At 57.7% G+C, this 21,276-nt stretch carries 12 protein-coding genes and 2 pseudogenes; 7 read left to right on the plus strand and 7 right to left on the minus strand.

Annotated features, from left to right (window positions below; genetic code table 11):
• Positions 1–10: 10 nt before the first annotated feature.
• The 3 genes from BFN10_RS02980 to fae are packed head-to-tail and all read right to left on the minus strand — an operon-like array spanning position 11 to position 2,998.
• Positions 11–1,444, minus strand: coding sequence for an NAD-dependent succinate-semialdehyde dehydrogenase (locus BFN10_RS02980; RefSeq protein ID WP_071488396.1), 1,434 nt, complete (start codon positions 1,442–1,444; stop codon positions 11–13).
• The gene (locus BFN10_RS02985; protein WP_034135577.1) at positions 1,441–2,475 is read right to left on the minus strand and encodes an aldo/keto reductase; all 1,035 of its coding nucleotides are present in this window, start codon (positions 2,473–2,475) and stop codon (positions 1,441–1,443) included. The genes BFN10_RS02980 and BFN10_RS02985 overlap by 4 nt, the downstream gene beginning before the upstream one ends.
• A gap of 10 nt (positions 2,476–2,485) precedes the next feature.
• Entirely contained in the window at positions 2,486–2,998 is a 513-nt protein-coding gene (fae, locus tag BFN10_RS02990; protein WP_071488397.1) for a formaldehyde-activating enzyme, read from the minus strand.
• Positions 2,999–3,920: 922 nt separating this feature from the next.
• On the opposite strand from fae, the pseudogene BFN10_RS28605 reads away from it, so the two are divergent.
• A pseudogene (locus BFN10_RS28605) lies at positions 3,921–4,142 on the plus strand (transposase); the annotation flags it as partial.
• A 356-nt stretch (positions 4,143–4,498) separates the two neighbouring features.
• Here the strand turns inward: BFN10_RS28605 and BFN10_RS02995 are convergent.
• Positions 4,499–10,081 (minus strand): DUF3320 domain-containing protein, encoded by a 5,583-nt coding sequence (locus tag BFN10_RS02995; RefSeq protein WP_071488398.1) that lies wholly within the window; start codon positions 10,079–10,081, stop codon positions 4,499–4,501.
• A 452-nt stretch (positions 10,082–10,533) separates the two neighbouring features.
• Positions 10,534–10,777, minus strand: a pseudogene (locus BFN10_RS03000) (tyrosine-type recombinase/integrase); the annotation flags it as partial.
• A gap of 499 nt (positions 10,778–11,276) precedes the next feature.
• On the opposite strand from BFN10_RS03000, the gene BFN10_RS03005 reads away from it, so the two are divergent.
• The 5 genes from BFN10_RS03005 to BFN10_RS03030 all read left to right on the plus strand — a co-directional run bounded on the left by BFN10_RS03005 (position 11,277) and on the right by BFN10_RS03030 (position 16,667).
• Positions 11,277–12,638, plus strand: a complete 1,362-nt coding sequence (locus BFN10_RS03005) for a hypothetical protein (protein WP_130898154.1) — start codon at positions 11,277–11,279, stop codon at positions 12,636–12,638.
• A complete protein-coding gene (locus BFN10_RS29150; protein WP_162276385.1) occupies positions 12,635–13,822 on the plus strand; it encodes a caspase family protein in 1,188 nt (395 codons plus the stop codon). The genes BFN10_RS03005 and BFN10_RS29150 overlap by 4 nt, the downstream gene beginning before the upstream one ends.
• On the plus strand, positions 13,819–15,240 hold the full coding sequence (locus BFN10_RS03020) for a hypothetical protein (RefSeq protein ID WP_071488403.1): 1,422 nt from the start codon (positions 13,819–13,821) through the stop codon (positions 15,238–15,240). Before BFN10_RS29150 ends, BFN10_RS03020 begins: the two co-directional genes overlap by 4 nt.
• A gap of 777 nt (positions 15,241–16,017) precedes the next feature.
• Positions 16,018–16,308, plus strand: a complete 291-nt coding sequence (locus BFN10_RS03025; protein ID WP_071488404.1) for a type II toxin-antitoxin system ParD family antitoxin — start codon at positions 16,018–16,020, stop codon at positions 16,306–16,308.
• A gap of 2 nt (positions 16,309–16,310) precedes the next feature.
• Positions 16,311–16,667: a type II toxin-antitoxin system RelE/ParE family toxin gene (locus BFN10_RS03030; RefSeq protein ID WP_071488405.1), complete on the plus strand. Its 357-nt coding sequence runs from the start codon at positions 16,311–16,313 to the stop codon at positions 16,665–16,667.
• Between the two features lie 1,182 nt (positions 16,668–17,849).
• On the opposite strand, the gene BFN10_RS03035 is transcribed toward BFN10_RS03030, so the two are convergent.
• On the minus strand, positions 17,850–18,608 hold the full coding sequence (locus BFN10_RS03035) for an SDR family oxidoreductase (RefSeq protein ID WP_071488406.1): 759 nt from the start codon (positions 18,606–18,608) through the stop codon (positions 17,850–17,852).
• Between the two features lie 222 nt (positions 18,609–18,830).
• Between BFN10_RS03035 and BFN10_RS03040 the strand changes: the two genes are divergently transcribed.
• A complete protein-coding gene (locus BFN10_RS03040) occupies positions 18,831–20,288 on the plus strand; it encodes an MFS transporter (RefSeq protein WP_071488407.1) in 1,458 nt (485 codons plus the stop codon).
• A gap of 1 nt (position 20,289) precedes the next feature.
• Here the strand turns inward: BFN10_RS03040 and BFN10_RS03045 are convergent, their stop codons facing one another.
• Positions 20,290–21,150 carry a LysR family transcriptional regulator gene (locus BFN10_RS03045; RefSeq protein WP_071488408.1) on the minus strand — a complete coding sequence of 287 codons (861 nt, stop codon included), beginning with the start codon at positions 21,148–21,150 and terminating at the stop codon, positions 20,290–20,292.
• Positions 21,151–21,276: the final 126 nt, after the last annotated feature.

A 21,276-nucleotide genomic window follows, 5' to 3' on the forward strand; every position in this document is an offset into this window, starting at 1 on the left:
CGGTGGGGGGCTAGAGGCCGCCCATCAACAGGTATTTGATTTCCAGGTAGTCTTCCAGACCGTACTTGGAGCCTTCGCGCCCCAGGCCCGATTCCTTGATGCCGCCAAACGGCGCGACTTCCGTGGAGATGATGCCTTCGTTGATCCCGACCATGCCGGCTTCCAGGCCTTCGGCCATGCGCCATACGCGACCGATGTCGCGGCTGTAGAAGTACGCCGACAATCCGTAGGGCGTGTCATTTGCCCGTTGCAATACGTCGGCTTCGTCCTTGAAGCGGAAGCACGCGGCTACGGGGCCGAAGGTTTCGTCCTGGGCGATCAGCATGTCGCTGGTGGCATCGGTGAGAATGGTCGGCTGGTAGAACGTGCCGCCAAGCGCATGCCGACGACCGCCGCACAACAGCGTGGCGCCCTTCTCCAAGGCGTCACTCACGTGCAACTCAACCTTGGCCAACGCCGCTGCGTTGATCAGCGGACCTTGCTCGGTTTCACCGTCCAGCGCACTGCCGACGCGCATCGCAGCGACCGCTTCGGCGAGTTTGCCGGTGAACGCTTCGTAAACGCCGTCTTGGATGAAGAAACGGTTCACGCAGACGCAGGTCTGCCCGGTGTTGCGGAATTTCGAGGCCATCGCGCCTTTCACTGCGGCGTCCAGATCAGCATCGTCAAACACAATGAACGGCGCGTTGCCGCCCAGTTCCAGCGAGACTTTTTTCAGCGTATCCGCCGCTTGGCGCATCAGTAGTTTGCCGGTGCGGGTAGAGCCAGTGAACGAAAGTTTGCGCACGATGCCGGAAGCTTGGAGTGCTCCACCAATCGCCACGGCGTCACCGGAAACCACGTTGAACACCCCGGACGGAATCCCCGCCTGCTCGGCCAGCACTGCCAGGGCGAAGGCTGACAGCGGCGTCTCCTCCGACGGCTTGAGAATCATTGTGCAACCCGCCGCCAGCGCCGGACCGACCTTGCGCGTGACCATTGCCAGCGGGAAGTTCCAAGGGGTGATCGCCGCAACCACACCGATGGCTTCCTTGACCACGATGATTCGCGCATCCGCCTTGTGGCTCGGGATCACATCACCGTAAGCGCGCTTGGCCTCTTCGGCGAACCATTCCAGAAAGCTTGCGGCGTAGACCACTTCGCCCATGGCTTCGGCGAGCGGTTTGCCCTGTTCGCGACTGAGCAAGGTGGCGAGATCTTTCTGGTTACTCAGCATCAGCTCGCTCCAGCGCTTGAGGCGCTGGCTGCGATCTTTGGCGGTCAATTTTCGCCAGGCCGGCAAGGCGCGGTTGGCGGCAGCAATGGCGAGGTTGGTTTCCTCGGCGCCGGCCTTTTGCACGTCGGCGATCACTTCGCCATTGGCCGGGTTCAACACCGGATAGGTCGCCCCCCCGCTCGACCATTGGCCGTCGATGAAATTACCGTTACGGATCAGCGAGCTCATGCCACAGCCTCAGTCAGAGTAAAGCGTTCCAGACCCGGGCGAGCCGAGCGCAGAATGCGTTTGCCGGCGGTGTAATCGTTGATCACGTCGCACGGGGTGTAGTTGCGTTCCAACTCATGCAGTTCTTCGGCGTCGAGCCTGGTTTCCAAGGCTGCCAAGGCACTGTCGAACTGCGCGGTGGTGTCGGCGCCGACCAGCATGCAATCGACGCCCGGATGATTGGCAACCCAGGCTTGAGCGATCTGCGCGTTCGAGACCCCACGGGCGCGGGCCACGCGCTGCACCGAATGAGCGATCTCGAACGATGCCTCGTCGCTGTACATCTGCTGAGTGAAGAAGTCGGTCTGGTTGCGGGTCGATTGCACATCGCCGGTCAGCAAGCCGCGAGCCAGCGGGCTGAACACCGAAACGCCAAGACCCTGATCACGACAGAACGGAATCATCTCGCGCTCTTCTTCGCGGTAGGCGCAGTTCAGTTGCAGCTGCATGTTGATCGGCTTGACCCAGCCGTTGCGTTCGCAAGCCATGAGGATTTTCGCCAACTGCCCGGTGAGCATGGTGGACACACCGATGTAGCGAGCCTTGCCGGAGCGCACAATATCGTTCATCGCACTCATGGTTTCCTCAACCGGGGTATTCAGGTCGAAGTAATGCAGCATGAACACATCGACGTAATCCATGTTCAAGCGCTTCAGCGAGGCGTCGATGCTGTCCATGATGTGCTTGCGCGAATGACCGCTGGCATTGATGCCGTTGCGGGTGCCGTAGCCGACCTTGGTGGTGATCACCAGGTCTTCGCGGCGAGCCAGACGCTTGACGATGCGCCCGACCACTTCCTCACCGACACCAGCGGAATAGAAATCCGCCAGGTCAATGAAGTTCACCCCGTTGTCGAGGGCATGGGCGACGATCGGCTCGCTTTGCTTTTCATCGAAGATCCACGGTTTCCAGTCAGGGGTGCCCATGTTCATGGTGCCCAGGCACAGGCGAGAGACTTGCAGGCCGGAGTTGCCCAAACGGATGTATTGCATGGCGCAGACCTCAGGCTTTCGGGGTGTAGAAAGGGTTGCTGATGTGAGCGACCACATCCGTCAGTTGCGCGGTTTCCGGTTTGCCGGTCAGGGCGGCGCGGATCGCGGTGCGGCAGGCGTTGTAGTTGTTCAGGTACACCGCATCCAGGTCATCGCAGGCCGGGTTGACCCAGTTGGCGGTGACAATGGCCCACTCGTCCTCGGCTTCCGGTGGCAACGTGCCGTCCAGCAGCGCTTCCAGCACACCCTTGGCAATCCCGGCCTGGGACGCGCCCCAGGTGGCGTTGCCGTGCAAATCGCTGCTGATCGCGGATTTGTTGACGTAAAGGGTCATCGGCTTGACCGGAATGTTCGGTTGGGCGATCACCATAAAAGGGCAATGCCCCTGGCTCGGCGACGCCAAACTGTTGGCAAACGCCTGCCCCGCCGGCCCGTTGCGCGGGCCGATCAGGATGTTGATGTGTGCGGCATTCACGCCAGGACCTTCGAAACCTTCACCGATGTACAGGTCGAGTTCTTTCATGAGTCTTTACTCTTTTTGGATTTTTTGGGGTGATCAGAAGCGCACGCGGTTCGTAAAAATCACGTGGCAAACATCGGGATACGAAGAGCGCAACACGAGGGTGGCGGGGACGCGGCAGTGGGGCTTAGTCATGATTGCAAACGCTCTTTTTGTTATTGATGAGCTGTGTTTGCGATTTTTTAACACCGGGGGCCGGAGGGGCTGTAACCATTAAAAGTCATGGGGGTATGAGTTCTGCTCATACCCAACAAAATCCCGCGCGGTACTTATACGCAAAAAAGATTGGTCTCGTACTCCTCAGGAGCGTCAGGGGGCGAAATTGGGGGCAAATTTCAACTCGGCCAACCTTGAATCACCGCGCTAGAGCCCAGTCAAAATGTTTTTTGGCGCCCCTGAGAGTCTATAGGGGCTGTCTGGCGGGCTGTTTATCTGATTATTTCTGCCTTTTCATAGACCATGGAGATCCATCCACCTCCAGTGGATGCTACATTGGGGGCATATCTGAGGGCATGCTTTGGATGGTTTGAAAAGGATGCCCCCAGCCTGAGGCTCAACAATCTTCTTCTCGAAAAATCACCTGCGACAGTTCCCTATCGCCGTTGAATGCTATCGGATCACCTCAGCTCAAAGCCACCCCGCACCATCTTGTTATTCTGACAGGAATCGCCATTCGAGATCTCTCGCAACCCAATGCGAGTGGGGGCAAAAATGGGGGCATAACTGATCTTTTTTGACCTAAAACTACCGTCCTAGAGCCGAGTCAAAATGTTTTTGGTTTGCCGGAGACTTTGTGATCCGCCCCCGGGACAGCGATGCTATGTCCTTGAATCACTCTCGGCAGACAGGCCCTTACGTTTCGCTCCACGTATTGATGTGTTCAGAGATGTTAGGCCACTACAAAGAGAAGTCTGTGGACTTGTTGTTTTACAAGGCGAAGCGACTCATCGAACGGCTCAAGGCTGAGATTTGATCCAAGGTTGAACACCCGTTTAGGGTAAACAAGCGCCAGTTTGGCTACACCAAGGTGAGATTTCGCGGGCTGGCCAGGAACCATGCACATAGGATCACTTTGTTTGCCTTATCGAACCTATGGATGTCGCGGCGACATTTATTGGACATGGCAGGACAGGTGCGTCCGCGATGAGAAAAATGAACCCGATGGCCTTTCTTCAAGGCCAAAAACGGCTTTGAAAATCGTTTCTTCGGGCCGTTTTTCTGATTTGCAGTCCCCACTCAAGTAAATTTCAGCTTGACCGGGGTAGTCACGCCTAAATAGTTGCGTGCTTCAGACCATCCCTAGAAAACGCAGTATTCCGTTACTGTCATGCTCCCATCCATAAGTTGTGCCTGTCAGAGGTTACGCATACGAAAGGCTGATGCTCAGATTTCCGCGCTAAATAACGGTCTGCCCAGCAGTCCTCATCGTGTCGCCGTGCGCCTCACCGACCGCAAATGTCTTACGACACTCTAGGGCCGGTCAGGACGCCCCCAAGAAAATAGCTACTCCCGAACCTTCAGGAGGCCTTCTTCATCAACCAAACGACCACAGGCTACGACTTGCTCGACCATCTCCGCCACACGTTCTCGTACCGAAGCCGAGATAGCTCGGATGCCCATGGCGCGCGCAACGCGTTCGATGACCTGATCGCGATTCGCCCCAAAGTTACGCGCTACGACGATGACGATGGCCTCTGCAAGTTCTGCCTCCGGTAGGTACTCCGCCCGGCGGAGCGCCAGTGAAGATACCTGCGAACGATCGCGTGCAACAACAGGTGCGCTGGCGATGGCGAGCCAGGCGCCGTCCCGAACCACGGAGTTCTGGCGGACAGCCACATCGATTGCCCTTTCGACGGCGTCCTGAATGCGACTTCCAGCTCGCTTGACGCCCCAGGCGTCACGGACACGGGACACGACCTCATCGGTATGCACGGGCCCTTCGATGCGCACAACATCAACCGCTATCTCGGTAAGAATGCCTGTCGGAGTTTCGTGGATTTCTTCCGAACGATGTGTTGGCCGCTGTGGGCTCGCTTCGACATACGGTTCGAAGGTGAAATCACCGTCTTCAGCCCTCACTTCCCGTTCGATGGCGGCTGCAGCGACAGCCTGCTCAACTGAAAGGACTTCCTCGGCTATGCGCTCGTCGAACGCAGCACCCGCAGCATCGATCTGCCGACAGACAAGGTCGAGCTGTTCTTGGGGACGCTGGAACCAATCGGTGCTCCAGATGCGGTGGAGGTTCCAGCCATGATCAAGCAGAACCTGCTGGCGGAGGCGGTCACGGTCCCGGGCGGACTGAGCGCTGTGGTACGACGCGCCATCGCATTCGATGCCCAGGAGGAAGCGACCTGGGCGCTCCGGATCAGTCACCGCAAGGTCGATGTAGAACCCGGCCAGGCCCACCTGACGCTGGACACTGTATCCCCGAGCCTCGAGCGCTGCTGCAACCTGCTCTTCGAAAATGGAATCGAAGTCCCGCCCCGTGACGGCCGCCGTGTCGAGCTTCCCCGTGCGGGCATAGCGGAGAAAGATGCGGAACGCCTCGATTCCTTTGCGGCTGGCGGAAAATGCAGGATCGATGTCCTCATCGGTGATCGAGGAGAACACCTCGCATCGCTGCTTGGCACGGCTGATCAGCACGTTGAGCCGGCGCTCGCCGCCCTCGTTGTTGAGAGGCCCGAAACGCATGGGTACCTTGCCGCCCGGTACGGTCGGTCCATAGCCAACCGAGATGAAGATGACATCCCGCTCGTCACCCTGAACGTTTTCAAGGTTCTTAATGAAGAACGGCTCACTGTTGCGGCGGTTGAAGAAGGCCTCCACCTCCGCTGGCAAACCACGACGCAGCACTTCAAGCTCGTCGAAGATGGCGCGGCTTTGCGATGCGGAGAACGCTGCCACACCCAAGGACAGCTTCGGGTGCAGTCGGGCGTGCTGGACGATGGCCTCAGCGACGACCCTGGCCTCCGGCCCGTTGACGCTCTTGACCGGTGAACCGAAGACGCCATCCCGAACAGGGTGGAAGCGCAGGCCCCGCCCACCCTCCTGAGTCCAGGGACTGGGCACGATGAACAGCTTGTTTTCATAGAACTGGCGGTTGCTGACCGCAATGAGCGACTGGTGGCGGCTACGGTAATGCCAGCGGAGCATGCGCATGGGCAGGCCGCGTGCGGTAAACAGGCCAAGGATGCTTTCAACATCGCCGACCTTCGTTGGCTCATCCTCGTCGATGTCTTCATCGCCACTGGTGAGCTTGGCAAAGAAACTGGTTGGCGGTAGCTGACGAGGGTCACCGACCACAACTACCTGCTTGGCGCGAGCCACCGCACCCAGGGCGTCGACCGGCTGGATCTGGCTCGCTTCGTCCATCACGAGCAGGTCGAACTCCAGTGCGCCCGGCGGCAGGAACTGCGCGACCGACAACGGGCTCATCATGAAGACCGGCTTCAGGGCGGTGAGCGCAGGGGCCGCGCGTTCGACCAGCTTTCGTAAGGCCATATGACCCTTCTTCTTCTGAATTTCCCCCCGAAGCACCCCGAGTGGGCCAATCGAACCACTGTCCCTTCGAGGAACATTCTGGTGGTGAGCCTGAACGACTTCGCCTGCCGCCGCTGCGATGCGCTGGCGGTCAAGGTCGGCGAACTCGCGGACGATATGGCCGTGGGCGACGCCATCGAAGCGGCCCAGAGCCGGTTCAGCCTTCAGCACCCGACGGTATTGCCCTTCAAAATAAGCGAACTCGAACGCAGCGACCGCGCTCGTCGTCGATAGCCGTCCATCGGCAAGTCTAGCGACGACATCCGCGCAACCGTCGCGAATGGCTCGTGCAGCACGATCGCGATAGGCCAACCACCGGTGCAGTTCTTCCTGTTCGGTAACCCAGCGTGATAGCCGTGCTGCCAGGGAGTCCAAATGCACCTCATAGATCCGCGGCGCACCGACACTGGCTGACAGATCGAGTGCAAGCTCATTTGCAATGGAGTGGAAGGCCGTGGCGAGATGCGCGGCCTGCTCATCAAGAGCCTTGGCGCGAGGAATGAGCGCCTCACGCTCGTTGACTCGACCGGCCAGCGCGCGGATGTCTCCATTGACTTTCAGCCAACCAGCGGCTGTCGAGAGGGCGTCCCAATCACTGTCAAGCCCTCGCCACGCGGAGCCGAACAGCGCGTGGCCGAGGCTATACCCATCTCGTACGCCCTGGCGCTCCTCGCGTCCCGCGTCCAGCCTTTCAAAAATGGCACAGGCTGATGCTGCGCTGGTGGGGGGCTGAATCAGGAAGCGGCTGGCCGTCGACCAGGCATTCGTGTGGCGGACGGCGAGCTGCAACAACGACTCGAGGTCGAGTTGTTCAGGCGCGGTGGCGTCACCGAACACCTTCGTTGCCTGTGCAAGAAAATCAGTATGGACGCCGGACAGGTCGGGAACTATCTGGGAGAGCAAAAGGCTTACGTGCTTCGAACGCTTGCCGACATCATCCTTCTCAGGACCGCGGGAAGCGATGAGGCGGGGTTCTGCCCCGAGCCCGCGCAGGGACCGCATCCATTCAACCAGAGCCACCAGCGGCGCGGAGGCCGAGCGATCGCCTTGCCAGTCTTCAGCGAAGGCAGCCTTGCCGAAGCTGTCTTCATCGCGCAGCACGCGCCGCGCTTCCTGACCGCGGATCAGGGTATCGAGAGAAGCCAGGGTCACCGGGAGAGGTTGGGCGGGCTGAACCAGGACCGAGCGCATGAGCTTATTGGCTGCACGCCAGTCGCCACTGAGGAAGCGGAACAGGCTCGTGCCCTTGGCCGCGAGCGCGGCGCGGGCGGGACCCACGTCGATATCCCAGGCGAGCTCGTGGAGCTGACCTGCCAGTGACGTACGAAACCCTTCGAGGTTGGCAGCGGTCTGGGCGATATGCCCGGCCCGTTCTACGCCGCCGTCCCATAGCTCGGAAGCGAACGTTTCGGGGCTTGCCGGTGGCGCATTTGCAACCCGCTCGCCGATCTTGGCGAGGCGGGCAAATTCCCCAGCGGTCGGCGTGCATTCGCGGCCCAGTGCGTGAGCGAGACCGCGGCCCGCCTGCAATAACGCAGGGATGGCGTCGCGGACGGCGCAGAGGCGGCGAACAGCGTCCGCATCGAAGTCACCAGGGCATTCGGTGAGCGCCTGCTGCACTTCGTGAGTGTCCTCATCCCACGCCTCAACATTGACTTCGCTCGACAGCGACTGGCGCAAGGCGGCATAGCGATGACCCAACGCCAGCAATGTATCGACCGCCGATACGTTCGACCAACCGTCATCTGCCATGGCGTCGGCATCAAGCACAGGCGCCACACTGATGCGCCGGGCGAGGGCGCTGACAGCGACCAGTTCGTCAAGCCTGGACGGAGGCTGGGCTTCCAGCAAACTGGCTGTAGCATTCATGTACTGCCGGGCGTTCTCGAGCTGGCCGCGTAGTGTTTCGATACGGGCAACGAGACGCTCACGATCGGTGGGCAGCATCGCTTCAATGCCCACCCCGGTAAAGGCGTGGTCGTCGGGTCTGCCGATGATCTCGATCCGTGTGACCAAGTCATTCAGAAGCGCATGACGCCGTTCGAAACCATCCGCCCCCCAAGCTTCGATCTCCTCCAGAACGACATCATTGGGCATCACCCCCGCTTGCCTCAGGCGTGCGAGATGGCCCATGACCTGGAAAGAGGACAGACTGGATGCTGGGTCGACGGCATGCAGCCGGGCCACATGGCCATTCAACTCGTCCCGTGCTTCGGTCAGGCGAGCAATCAGGCTTCCCGTGGGAGCTGGCTTCGGGGCTCCGAGATCCCAGGTGCGTCGCAGCTCATCGAGTACCGCGCGCTTATTGGCCTTGTTGCTATGGAGTTCCAGGCACGCATCGCCCACGCCCTTCTCGTCAAGGCGCCGTTTTACCACCTCCAGAGCAGCCATCTTCTCGGCCACGAACAGGACCGTTTTGCCGTCCTTGATAGCCGACGCAATGATATTGGCGATCGTCTGGCTCTTGCCGGTGCCAGGAGGGCCCTGGATGACCATGTCGCGACCGCGACGCACCTCATGGATGGCAATGGCTTGCGAACTGTCGCAATCGAGAATGTGGAGCATGTCCGCCGGCGGGATGACCGGATCGATGTTGGCATTCTCGTCGAGCATTCCCTCTCCATCTGGGAAGCCGTCTGAGAGCAGGCCTTTGATGAGTGCGCGATCGACGAGTGTGTTGCCCTTGGGCCACACGGCAGGGTCGAGGTCTCTGTACATCAGGAATTTGGCAAACGAAAAGAACCCGATGGTTATCTCATCCGGCAGCACTTCCCACTGGGGCTTGTCGGCCACCGCAGCCGCGACCTCTGCAAAATAGGCATCTATGTCGAAGCTGTCGCTGACTTCGAAGGCGGGCATACGAAGCTTGTGGATGCGGTCCAGGTACGCTTCCAACGACAGGTTGGATGCAACATCTTCAGCGCGGGCCTTGAGTCGGAATTTCTCGCCCGCCGTTCCGCGGTTCAACTCGACCGGAATTAAGATCAGGGGCGCATGGCGAACGTTGGCCGCATTGTTCGGATCGATCCACTTGAGGGCGCCAAGGGAGGCAAAGAGGACGTTGACGCCCTGCTCTTCCTCGAGTGTCTTTGAGTTCAGGTAGAGCTCGAGCAGATGCTTTTGCAGACCCTTGCCCGTGAGGCGAGTCTGGAGTTTTGTATCGCTGTGACGGGTGAGCACGCCCCTCTCGTCGACGCTGTCGTCGGGTTGGGCAAGCTGGCCGATTTCATCGGAGTCTTTGGCCGGCTTTGCATCGTCGGCTGCCGAATCATTATCGGACTCATCAGTTGCCGCCTTGCCGGCCAGGAAGGTAAACGCTTTTCCCTCCCGAACGAGGAGACGATAGACCTCGGATGTCTTCTCATCGACGACCGCAATCGCCGAGGTACGGCTCGATCGCGGCATATTAAGGAGTCGATTTCGCGCTGAGAGGTCAAGCAACTGTGTACGCGCCTGCTCAAGCTTCTCGGCGTTGGGGAGCGCGCTCTGGAAAATCGATGCATCCATGGTCGAGTCGGGCGTCGCTGCTTCTGTCTTACTGTCCATCGTGATGTCCCTGGCGGACCATTTCCGCCGAACGAGCCCTTCATTGGGCGATCAGTCTATTTTCGCATCTAGGGCGGACATACGTTGGCTGCCGATAAGGCCAGGAGCCACGTTGCGCCCAGAAATCCCCTTCCAACATCGAAACTGCGTGCGCCTGTTCCAGATAGCATCCATATTAATCTACTGGGAGGCACTTCCAGTACGGTGATTTGATGTCGAGCAATCGATTTATGTAGAGGGCTGGATACGTGTGTCCATGCCGCCTCCTCTGTCACACCATTCGATAGGCTTTACTGCGCCTTCCTCGGTGTGCCCTTGCCGACGTTTTCGCACAACCCGTTACAACCAAGGACGACCACGCATGACTATGGTTTTCCTCATGCTCACTGTATCGCGACCACGGCGACATTACCCCCGGACAGAGCTTGACGACTGGATTGGCCTTCTTCGTCCTCAAGATATTTGGCATGGTTATAGGCCGAACCCACCTTATTCGGATAAGCATGGGAACAACTGCGTATCCACCCAGATCTTGGGGTAGCCGATCTCTTTCAGTTCTATCGAAATGGTTCCGCGGATGCCGTGGCCACTTAGAAGATTCTCGTAACCCATTCGCTTCAACGCTGCGTTGGGGGTGTTCTCGCTGATGCGTTTTTTGAGTTCGCTGTGGTGCGCAAGCAGGTGTTTCTTGGCTGGGCGCATTGCTTGCCTCAGAGATCGCAAATCTCGATCGCCCACATATCCCGCGCTACGTGGGGCACAACTGGGGGCATAGCTTAGTTTTTCCGACCTGAAAATACTGCGCTAGGGCCCAGTCAAAATGTTCTTCGGCTTGCCTGAGAGTCTTTGAATCGCACATTGTAGTGGACCAACTGATGCCGGACACGACGTTAGATTTTTTGTCGTAAGCGCTCCAGGGTTCTACCCCGTTGACACGGACACTTTCGAGTAAGCTCACATCGAGCCGAAGGAGTGTTCATGTCCAAGCGTAACAAATACAGTCCCGAGTTCAAGCGGGAGGCTGTCGAGTTGGCCCGTAGGGCAGAGAACTGTCGGACGATCTACGAGGCGGGTCGAGGTCGAGACCGTTTGCTGTAGCTGCAGAGGCCCGTCGGCAAGGAATGTTCATATATTGATAATCACCCCACGACTACGCTCAGCACATGCTCTTGCGAGTGAGCACCATGCAAGCGGATTGACCGTCGAGGCATTTTGCATTGACTTGGCCGATCGAGAAGTACCTGACGATGAAGTGATCACTGCCAATCTCAATCCCCTATCGGCGACAAATAGATATTTCCCCATACATGTGGTTCAGTTGCCGGGTAACGTGGAGCCAAAACAGCATCAGGAGGGATTCTCAATGCCATTCGTATTTGTTCACGGTGTCAACAATCGCCAAGATGCCGACTATAAGCGGGAAGAAATCATTCGTGCAGCCTTCCTCAAGGAGATCGTTGCTCCAGTCATAGGCATCAATCCGAAACACCCAGTCTTCGCCCCCTACTGGGGTGGGGATGGTGTCAGTTTCTGGCGTGACCTAGCCGTGATTCCCAAAGGCAATGAAGTTGAGACCTTTGGTTCGGATGAAAACGCACTACCTCCATCCCTAGGAATTGCCGTAGCCACAGGCTCAGTGACGTCCGGTGACTCACTGCACTCCGTGGCCCGAAAACACCCAGATGTGGCTATCGACTTGCTATTCGACGCAGTCATTCAAGACGCCAGAGACGAAGCTGACATACATGAGGTCGCCAAGGCTTATCAACTCGCCCAAGATCGCCTCACCATTACCTCTGATCCCTGGCTTGCGCAGGCAACAAAAGAGAATGTGCTGGACCAGATTTTCGAACTCGTCAGTCCACCACCGCCCATCGGCAAAGAGGAGACATTTGGCGGTGCCAGCTTATGGGCAATGCTGGAGGAAGGTGCCAAACGACTTAAGCTACTGGGCCCCGATCAGTTATCTCACGCGGTTGTCGGAGCCTTTCGCCGCCCCGTAACGCACAAACTCGCGACGTTTGTCGGTGACGCCTTCAGCTATCTCGCAGAACGTAAGGATGGCAGCCAACCCGGGCCAATTGCAGCAACGGTTCTGAAAACGCTCCTTGAAGCCGCGGAGCTAGCACGCAGCACAAACGAGCCGCTAGTCGTGATAAGCCATAGCTTCGGTGGCGAGATCGTCTACGACATTTTAACTCATTACGCCAGCAACTCTGACCTCGAGATCGATGCCTGGGTAACAGTCGGATCTCAGGTCGGCTTGTTTGAGGAAATGTCACTTCTATGGAACAGCCCTGGCCGTGTAGATCGGACGGCCATCCCTCGTGAAGCAATTAAATCGCCAGTCAGGGCGAAGAGCTGGCTGAACATTGTCGACACCAACGACGTGCTAGGCTTTCTGGTCTTGCCAGTTTTTACCGCCGCAGTCCCTGGCACAGTCCACGACTTCAAGTACAACACGGGCTTCCCCGTTACAGGTGCTCACTCAGGCTACTTTAAATGGCCCAGCTTTTACAAACGATTAGCCCAACGCCTGGGGGAAGCTCAACGATGACGCAGATTCGGCTACGCCCTATTGACGATGAACCCGCCACACACGTCCTGATCATCGGTGTCGGTTACTATCGCCATTTGCTGGGTGGTCCAGAGCCCCGCAATCGGGTCCACCTTGGACTCAATTCACTGCGATCCCCCGCTATCTCCGCAATGCAACTGGCCACCTGGATACTCAATGGCAATGGCACAGCACTAAACGGTGGGTTGAATAACCCAAGAGCCCCGCTCACGACGCTGGAGGTTCTGATCTCATCTGAACAGCAAGCACAGATCAATGCGATCGGGGCCGTACACGACATCGAACGCGCCTCCCTCCCCAATGTCTGTCTCGCTTTTGACCGCTGGCTGGCAGAAGTACAAAGGAACCCAGACAACGTCGGTATCCTTTACTTCTGCGGCCACGGCGTTATGGGGAATGGTCCGGAACACTTCCTCCTGCTCGATGATCATGGAGAAAAACAGAATCGTCCTTTCGCGACCGGCAGTTTCGACATATCCAACACTGTGCGCGCGCTCTGGCGACAAGTCCAAGCACAACTCTATATCTTCGTCGACGCTTGCCGTACCTATAATCGGAGTGTCGGCGAACGCCTAAGCTCACGACCAGCGGCCTTACTGGACGATGGCGTCTCCTCAGAAAACATTAATCGCGGCACAACCTGGATCGAGTCAACCGCAGAGGGCGAGAAGGCATATGGAGACAGCAACGGCGTTTCTCGCTTCACCGATGCTTTGCTGCGAGCATTGAACGGCTACTGTGGTGCACCGCAATCTGGCACCTCCAATTGGGTAATCAATGGAAGCGCACTGGTACAGGCAATGCCTAAACTGCTCGCGATGATTAACAAGGAGCGTGGTGGTGCCCCTCAAGCCTGCGCGCCCCACCCATCAGGTTCCATGGATGCGCCTCTGCATGTGACCAACGATGTACCGAAGGTCAAAGTCGAAATCGAACTAACGCCCGAGGTTCTTCGCATCATCAGCAGCTATGAAATCCACAACCTCGTTGATGCTTCATCACCGCCGATTACGGGCGGCCTGAGCGAAGGCATTTGGTGTACTGAAGCCAGCAAAGGCATGTATGAAGTGCGAATTGCATCAGTGATGCACCAGCCGTACTCCAGCGGGACACAGCACCTAGAACCGCCTCTCTACTTTCTTCCTGTGGAGGTACAGCCATGAGCCAGCGACATCTGCGGGTAAAACTCCATATACAGGGCGAGCGCGGGTACTTTGGATCATTCCTCCCGATGAGCGTCATCGATGCACGCGGTCAAGTGATAGCTACAGGCGCAGTCAACACTGCTCGCGTGACAGAATTTCACTACGAATATAACGATGCACCACTGTTCGCGCGATTGACCTTGCCAAATGGCACCAGTGAAACAATTCTACTTCAAACCGGTGATCACGCTTGGTTAGACGAGGTGAGTTTCAATATTGGGGAAGACACGTCGACATCAGACTGGATGGCTTGGTCGGCAATACGTCTCGATCTAAAACGGCACGGAGGCGCCTTGATGAACCAGCCAGGCATGAAAAACGCCTGGTTTCAACTCTGGGAGAAAACACCTGATTCTCCTCGTTGGATGCAAATCGACATCAATGAGCAACTATCAGACATGCCTCACTCACGGGAGGCAATCCAGTTAGAGCTCCGGGGCTCGCCACATCCAAGAGCTCTCGTCGTTCGCTTGGACAGTGACACACCTCAAGTCGTGTCGATACCTAATGAGCAAACCAGCGTACTCATTACGTCGCTGCGCACATTGTCTGGCGTACTAACTCCCCGGGTGATAGTGGGCAGCTACAGCCCTAATGCCGAGGCCATCATGGAGTTCCTGCGGGCAGGAAAACTAGGCCAACTGGAGTCGATGCTGGATCCCGGCAGCGACCTGGCCCATCGGCTACTGAGGGGGAAGATCATAGATCCCATTGCGGCTACAGCGGCAGCCTATTACCTGCTTCGAAAACGAGATTGGGAGCGTATGCCTACCCGGTGGCTGGATAACCTGACGAACTGGAATGACAGAATTCCCGATGCAAAGCTAATTCGCGCTGCTTGTCGAATCCAACGTGGCTTGCCCATGGCCGAGGCCTGCAACCTTGCTGCCGAGACACTCGCCTCATTTCTGGAGCAAGGTATCCCGTTGTTTGCAGAAGCGAACACCCTGCTTAGTGATCTCCTGGCTTTGGCGGAAAAAGCTGAGCAACCACTGAGCGCCCAGACCGCGAAAACGCTGCGGATGATGGTTGCTTCCGCACATCCGTCTGGACTGAGCTTCGGCTTTACGGGCAAATCACCTGACAAGCCTTTACCAGTCCACACGACATTTGAACAGAACCGGGAAATACGCCATATCCCCGCCATGAGGCTATCAAGCGTGAAAATCGTGGAGCATCCAGCCCTTGAGGACACATTAAGGCCCCGTGAGCCGAATGGCAAAGCTTCGCGCCGGCAATGGCGAGCAAAAACAATAACGCTCTCGCGAAGCGTAAAAGCACCATTATCTATTCCCCAACAGACAATATCAGGAAGCGCTGCCAAGACGCTTTTCTTACAGCAGGTCCTCGATGAAACAGTATTGATTTCCCCATAACCGCGACCAGGTTCGTCCGAATCGATGTCCTGGGGCATCCGCGGTGTAAAACCGTTATCCATGTGCGAACGATGTAATAGTGATCAGCAGCCCCTCCGATTTCGTTCGCCCGGCCGCCGCCGCCCCCCCTCAGCACCTAGCGGGCTTCCTTCTGGATTCCGTCCGGCCCTGGCAGGCCTCCCTTGCCGGGAGCTTCTGCGTCATCGTGGGTTGTCGAGATCGGCTGTCCTGCTCTCGGTATTGATCGTTCGGGCCTTCAGTCTTGCGTAACGGTCCGGTAAACACATCTTCCTCGCGCTACTGCTGAAGGCCATGGTGTCCACCTAATTAAGTGGACACCATTTTTGGCCCATCAAGCGGATTTCTCATGCACCCTCAGCGCCGCACCTACAGCAAGTCCTTCAAAGCCCAAGTTATCCAAGAGTGCGCCGAACCTGGCGCTTCCATCGCAAATATCGCCTTGGGCTGCTAGTGCTGACGACGAATTGACCCAGCTGCCGATGCCACGCTGACCCAACACCAATCGGCAAAAATCTAACATTGGTAATGGTTCACAAGGTAGAAGCCAGGGTCAGTGAAATGTCGGTAACTGGGTCAATCTTGCGCTGGCAATAACGCACAACGCCCCTCTGCGACAGCCTTTTTTCGAATGGAGCAAAGGATGACGCCGTACGACACAGTCCGTCAGATTAAAATTCCAAACCATGTGCTCGCAATCAAAATGGCATAATATGCCAATGATCGGAAGAAACTGTTTACCGAAAGCTGGAGATCATTATGGCAACGAGAAACGTTGTACTTACCCCTCACCAAGAACAGGTTATCCAGGATCTGGTGCAGTCCGGCCGTTATCAGAATGCCAGCGAAGTGATGCGAGAAGGTTTACGTTTATTGGAGCAGCGCATCGCCGAAGACACCGCCAAAATTGAAGCCCTGCGTCAGGCGACCTCGATTGGCATCATGGATCTTGAACACGGGCGCTTTACTCAGGTGAACGAAGGGGATCTGGAGCACTACCTCGAGGGCTTGAGCCTCGAGGCAACCCTCCCCGCGCGCAAGAAACGCTGAGCATGCCGCAATATCGGATTTCCAACGCGGCGCGCGCCGACATTGTCGACATCCTCAGGCGCTCCCAGACGCAGTTCGGCGATCAAGCACGCCAGCGCTACCAGGCACTGATCTTCGCGGCGCTGCAAGCGCTTGCCGACACGCCTTATCGCATTGGCAGCCACGACCGCGATGAGCTTGCACCGGGCCTTCGCGGCTATCACCTCATCTATTCACGACAGCAGGCCAAACACACCAATGGAACGGTCAAAAGCCCACGTCATATCGTGTTCTATCGTGTGGCAAACGACGACGTGATCGAGGTCGTCAGACTCCTCCATGACGCCATGGAAGTGCAGTTGCACTTGCCTAATGACTGATCACCGAGCGGGCCCAACAGCATAACTGGCCAAGAACAACGAAGGTAAGACGGGCCCTCTACATCTCAACCTGAGCCCCCACGCTGCCAGCCGACTCGGCGGCCAATTGAAGCGCGAGGTTCTAGGCCCGACCGGACTATCGAGATCCACGACCAGAAACACGATGTTCAACGTTGCCCACCACTTTCAATGCTGATTCCATGTCTAGGCGCCCGGCATTACGCTCCAACTGCCGATGGACACGCGGATCGATCCCCCTAGCGACCGCGCCATTGCAACATCGCGCAGAGCCTGAGCATCTCGCGAGCCAATTTCTGGATAGGTGCAGAGAGACAGATCCGAAAAATCCGCTTAGGGATATCAACTCATAACCCACATCCCTCTTCCGAACGACCATGGATTTGCCACATTCGGGTTGCTCAGCCAGTATACGGAGGCCCACTGAATACCAGCCACGGCCACCCAGGTCCGCGTCAGAAATCGCCATTCGCGATCGCTCGAACACCCGGTGCAATTGGGGGCAAAACTGGGGGCATAATTCGAGATTTTCACGCTATAACTACCATCCTAGAGCCATGTCAAAATGTTTTTTGGGGACCCCGACAGTTTGTAATCGAAGTCCCCATCAAGCTTCAAAAAAACCTTTAATAACATGCATGACCGACTAACCCAGTGCGCCGCAGCTTGTCTGGATCCCCTGAGTTCAAAACCGAATCAGCGGCAAATTTTGGCTCGTTAAGTTGATTGTCACATCCTGAACATTCCGCAAATCAACCTTCTCTGAGTTTACTCATGTTCTGATCTTCGCTTGGTGCAAACCTCTCCTCACCCGCTACGGGTACCCAGCCGTTCAACGGTGTCAGGAAATGCAGTTCAAAACGACGTGACAGGAACGCCCATTTTCCGTTCCGACGTTCAAACCTGTCGTGATACAACCCGCTGACTTGGACCGGGCCTTTTTCAGTGTCGACCTTCGTGCCAGATTCCGCTCAGGAGCGACACGTCGATGCGATCGAAGGCATTGGCGTAGGCGCTGATCAGCGACTCGATGGCGGCGCGACCTCCAGGGTGTCCAGTCGGGTGTTCAATTCTTCACTGTTCATGTTGAGGTGTCCTGCGGGGGCTTCGCAAAAGCGACAAAAGCAACCCTCTGCAAGGGTTGCACCTGGTTTGATCGGGAGGTCAGATCTGCGACAGCCCGCCGTCGACCATCAGTTCCACCCCGTTGACATATTTCGCATCGGCGGATGCGAGGAACAGCGCTGACGAGGCGATTTCTTCAGGTTGGGCCATGTACCCCAGCGGAGTGATCTGCTCGACATGGTGGCGCAGCGCGGCAATGTCGCTTTCGCTCATCTTCAAGCCGTTGTCCATCAAGGGGGTACGGGTGAAGCCAGGGCTCAGGACATTCGTTCGGATCTTGCGGCCTTTGAGTTCGTTGGCCCAGGTCCTGGCGAAGGACCGCACGGCAGCCTTGGATGCGTTGTAGAGGCTCAGTCCTTCCATCCCATTGCTGGAGCAGATAGACGCCGTCAGCACAATCGAAGCGCCGTTTTTCAACAAAGGCATCAACGTCTGCACAGTAAAAAACACGCCCTTCACGTTAATGTCGAAGAGGTTGAAGTACGCCGCCTCGGTGGTCTCGCCCAGCGGGTTCTTTTCGCAAATACCCGCGTTGGCAAACACTGCGTCCAACTGATCGTTGCACCCCTCAATCGTCGCCTTGAGCTGATCGAGATCAGCCTGGCGCGCGACATCGGAAATAACCGCGATCGCTCTATCGCCAAGCCTGGCCACTGCAGCCTCCAGGGTGGCTGCTGAACGCCCAGTGATGTAAACACGCGTGGCACCCTCTGCAATCAAACCCTGCGCAATCGCATACCCGATCCCGGTGGATGCGCCGGTGACCACTGCCACCTGACCAGCGAATTTACCTGACATATCTGACTCCTCAGTCTCGTTTGTGTGGACCGACTGGAACCACAGTGCGGCCATTTTGAGAGGAATCAGGCACTCGACGGCACTGCCATTAATGAACGCTGGCCGTTCAATTTTGTGAGGCGTCAGCCCAAGTTTGATCGTTTAGATTGGGCCCCATTGATTCGGAGCATGACCCGCCATCGTGAATATTCTGGAACCGAAGGGTTCCAGGCAGGAGACCTTATGCCACAGACAAAAATCGCCCCACCGGAACCGCGGCGCTGGTTGATGTTCGCCATCTTATTGGTCGGTGCGTTTTTACCGCCGCTGGATTTTTTCATCGTGAACGTGGCGCTGCCCTCTATCCAGCAATCGCTCGGCACGGCCTCCTCCGCCGAACAGTTGATCATTTCCTCGTACGCGGCGCTTTATGCCGTGACACTGATTACCGGCGGACGGCTGGGTGATATCTACGGTCGCATGAGAATGTTTTTCCTTGGCCTGGTTGGTTTCGCAGTTGCCTCACTGATCTGCGGCGTCGCCGAGTCACCTTGGGTGTTGATCGCCGGACGTTCGCTGCAAGGCGTGACGGCTGCCGTCATGGCGCCCCAGGCACTCGCTTCTGCGCAGGCTATATTTCCCGAGTCCGAAAAGCCCTTGGCGCTGAGTCTCTATGGCGCGGTCTTTGGACTGGCGTCGGTAGCCGGCCAGGCACTTGGCGGGATATTGATATCGCTCGACTTGATGGGCTTGGGGTGGCGGGCGATATTTCTGGTTAATCTACCGATTGCGTTGCTGGTCATTCTGATCGCCATTCCCGTGGTCAGGGAAACCCGCGCGCAACAGACAAGCAAGCTGGATCTGGGTGGAACCGTCCTGTCCATGGCGACCCTTGGGGCGCTGATCGTTCCATTGATCGAAGGGCGTGAAGCCGGCTGGCCCTTGTGGGCCTGGCTGTCGCTTGCGGCAGTACCGCTGCTGGGCTGGCTGTTCTGGCGCTACGAAGCCCGTTTGCACCAGGCGCAAGGCGCACCGTTGCTTGATCCTGTCGCATTGCGCACGCCTGGGTTGGGCCGGGCACTGCTCGTCGCCCTGACCTTCTACGCGATCGGCGTGTTTTTCCTGCTGTTTTCCATGTATTTACAGGGAGCGCTGCATACGAGCCCACTCAATGCAGGCCTGATCTTCCTTCCTTTTGGCGCGGGATTTTTGCTGGGCCCGCTTTCCACCCCTCAATTCAGGCGTTTCCTGGGGGCTTACGTGAACCCCGTCGGAATGGGGCTTGAGGTGCTGGGGTTCGTGCTCCTGGCCTGGCTCGTGGCGCACACACCGATGGCCGTCACGCCCCCTGAGCAGCCCCTCGCCGTCATTCTGTTTCTGATCGGTTTCGGACAAGGACTGGCCCTGCCGACATTGATGCGAATGATCACAGGACGCGTAGCGCCCGCGTATTCCGGCATGATTGCGGGCATTGCCAGTTCTACCCTGCAAATCAGCACATCACTGAGCGTGGCGATAATAGGCGGCATTTTCTACACCCTTCTGGGCACGGATACGGACGCGGCCGCCCTCACTCACGCCTTCACCGTTTCCATACTCTGCATCGCGGCATGCCTGGCCTTGGGCGCGGGACTCAGCCTAAGCCTGGCGCGCCAACCGGCTGCGCAATTGCAAACGGCAGCCCGGCGCCCAGTAGAATGAATCATCGGCCCTGCTGCGAGCCGATCATGCCCGAGGCAAGGTCGGCAAGGGCACGAAGACTGTCCATCTGCCGCATGTCCTGGTGGTAACCCATCCAGATGTCGCGACCCGGTGGCGGTTCATGCGGATCAATCAGCCGCAGCGCCGTCAACTGGTCGCCCAGGACGCGGGGCAATACGGCGACACCCTGCCCTTGCGCGCACATGTGCGCCTGGACTGTGCGGCTGCTACTGGTGAACACCTTACGGGCCAGAGGGTAACGCTGCTGCAGCCATTGCACATCGGGATAGTGAGACTGGGCAACACTCATGGTGATCAAACCCACCCCGTCGCCCTGCGGCTCGGGGTCAGCGGATCCGACGGCCGCGTATAACCCGTAGCTCAAGGTAGTCAGTTTGCGGTGGACAATATCGGGTTCGGTGAAAGGAACGATCCGAAAGGCAATGTCGGCATCGCGACGAGCCAGGTCAAACAGTCGATGCCCTGCGATGACCTCGGGCACGATCAGCGGATAACGTCGTCCCAGTTCATTCAGGACCGGGGCCAGCACATAACAGGCGAACCAGTCGGCGCAAGAAATGCGCAACACACCTTCTGGCTGTGCGCTGTCCCCCGCCAGGCGCCTTTCGATTGCCAAGGCACTTTGTTCCATTTCCTGCGCCAGACTGAGCAGCTTTTCTCCGCTGTCGGTCAGGACCAGACCTTGGGTGGTACGCAGGAAAATGGGCTGGCCACTGGACTGCTCAAGCACCTGCAAGCGTCGCCCCACGGTCGGATGGCTGACACCCAACTGCTTGGCGGCAGCGCCCAGCGACCCGCTACGGGCAATCGCAAGAAAGACCCGCACATCACTCCAGTCCATGCGTTACCCCGTACAAAAATGAGCAGTGAGAGTGCAGCAATGGCACTGCCGTAGCAATCCCAAGGCCGACATACTGCTCTGCATACACCTTCGTTGAAACACCAACCGGGGACTGCAAATGTAGAC

It is taken from the genome of Pseudomonas extremorientalis, assembly GCF_001870465.1.
GTDB lineage: Bacteria > Pseudomonadota > Gammaproteobacteria > Pseudomonadales > Pseudomonadaceae > Aquipseudomonas > Aquipseudomonas extremorientalis.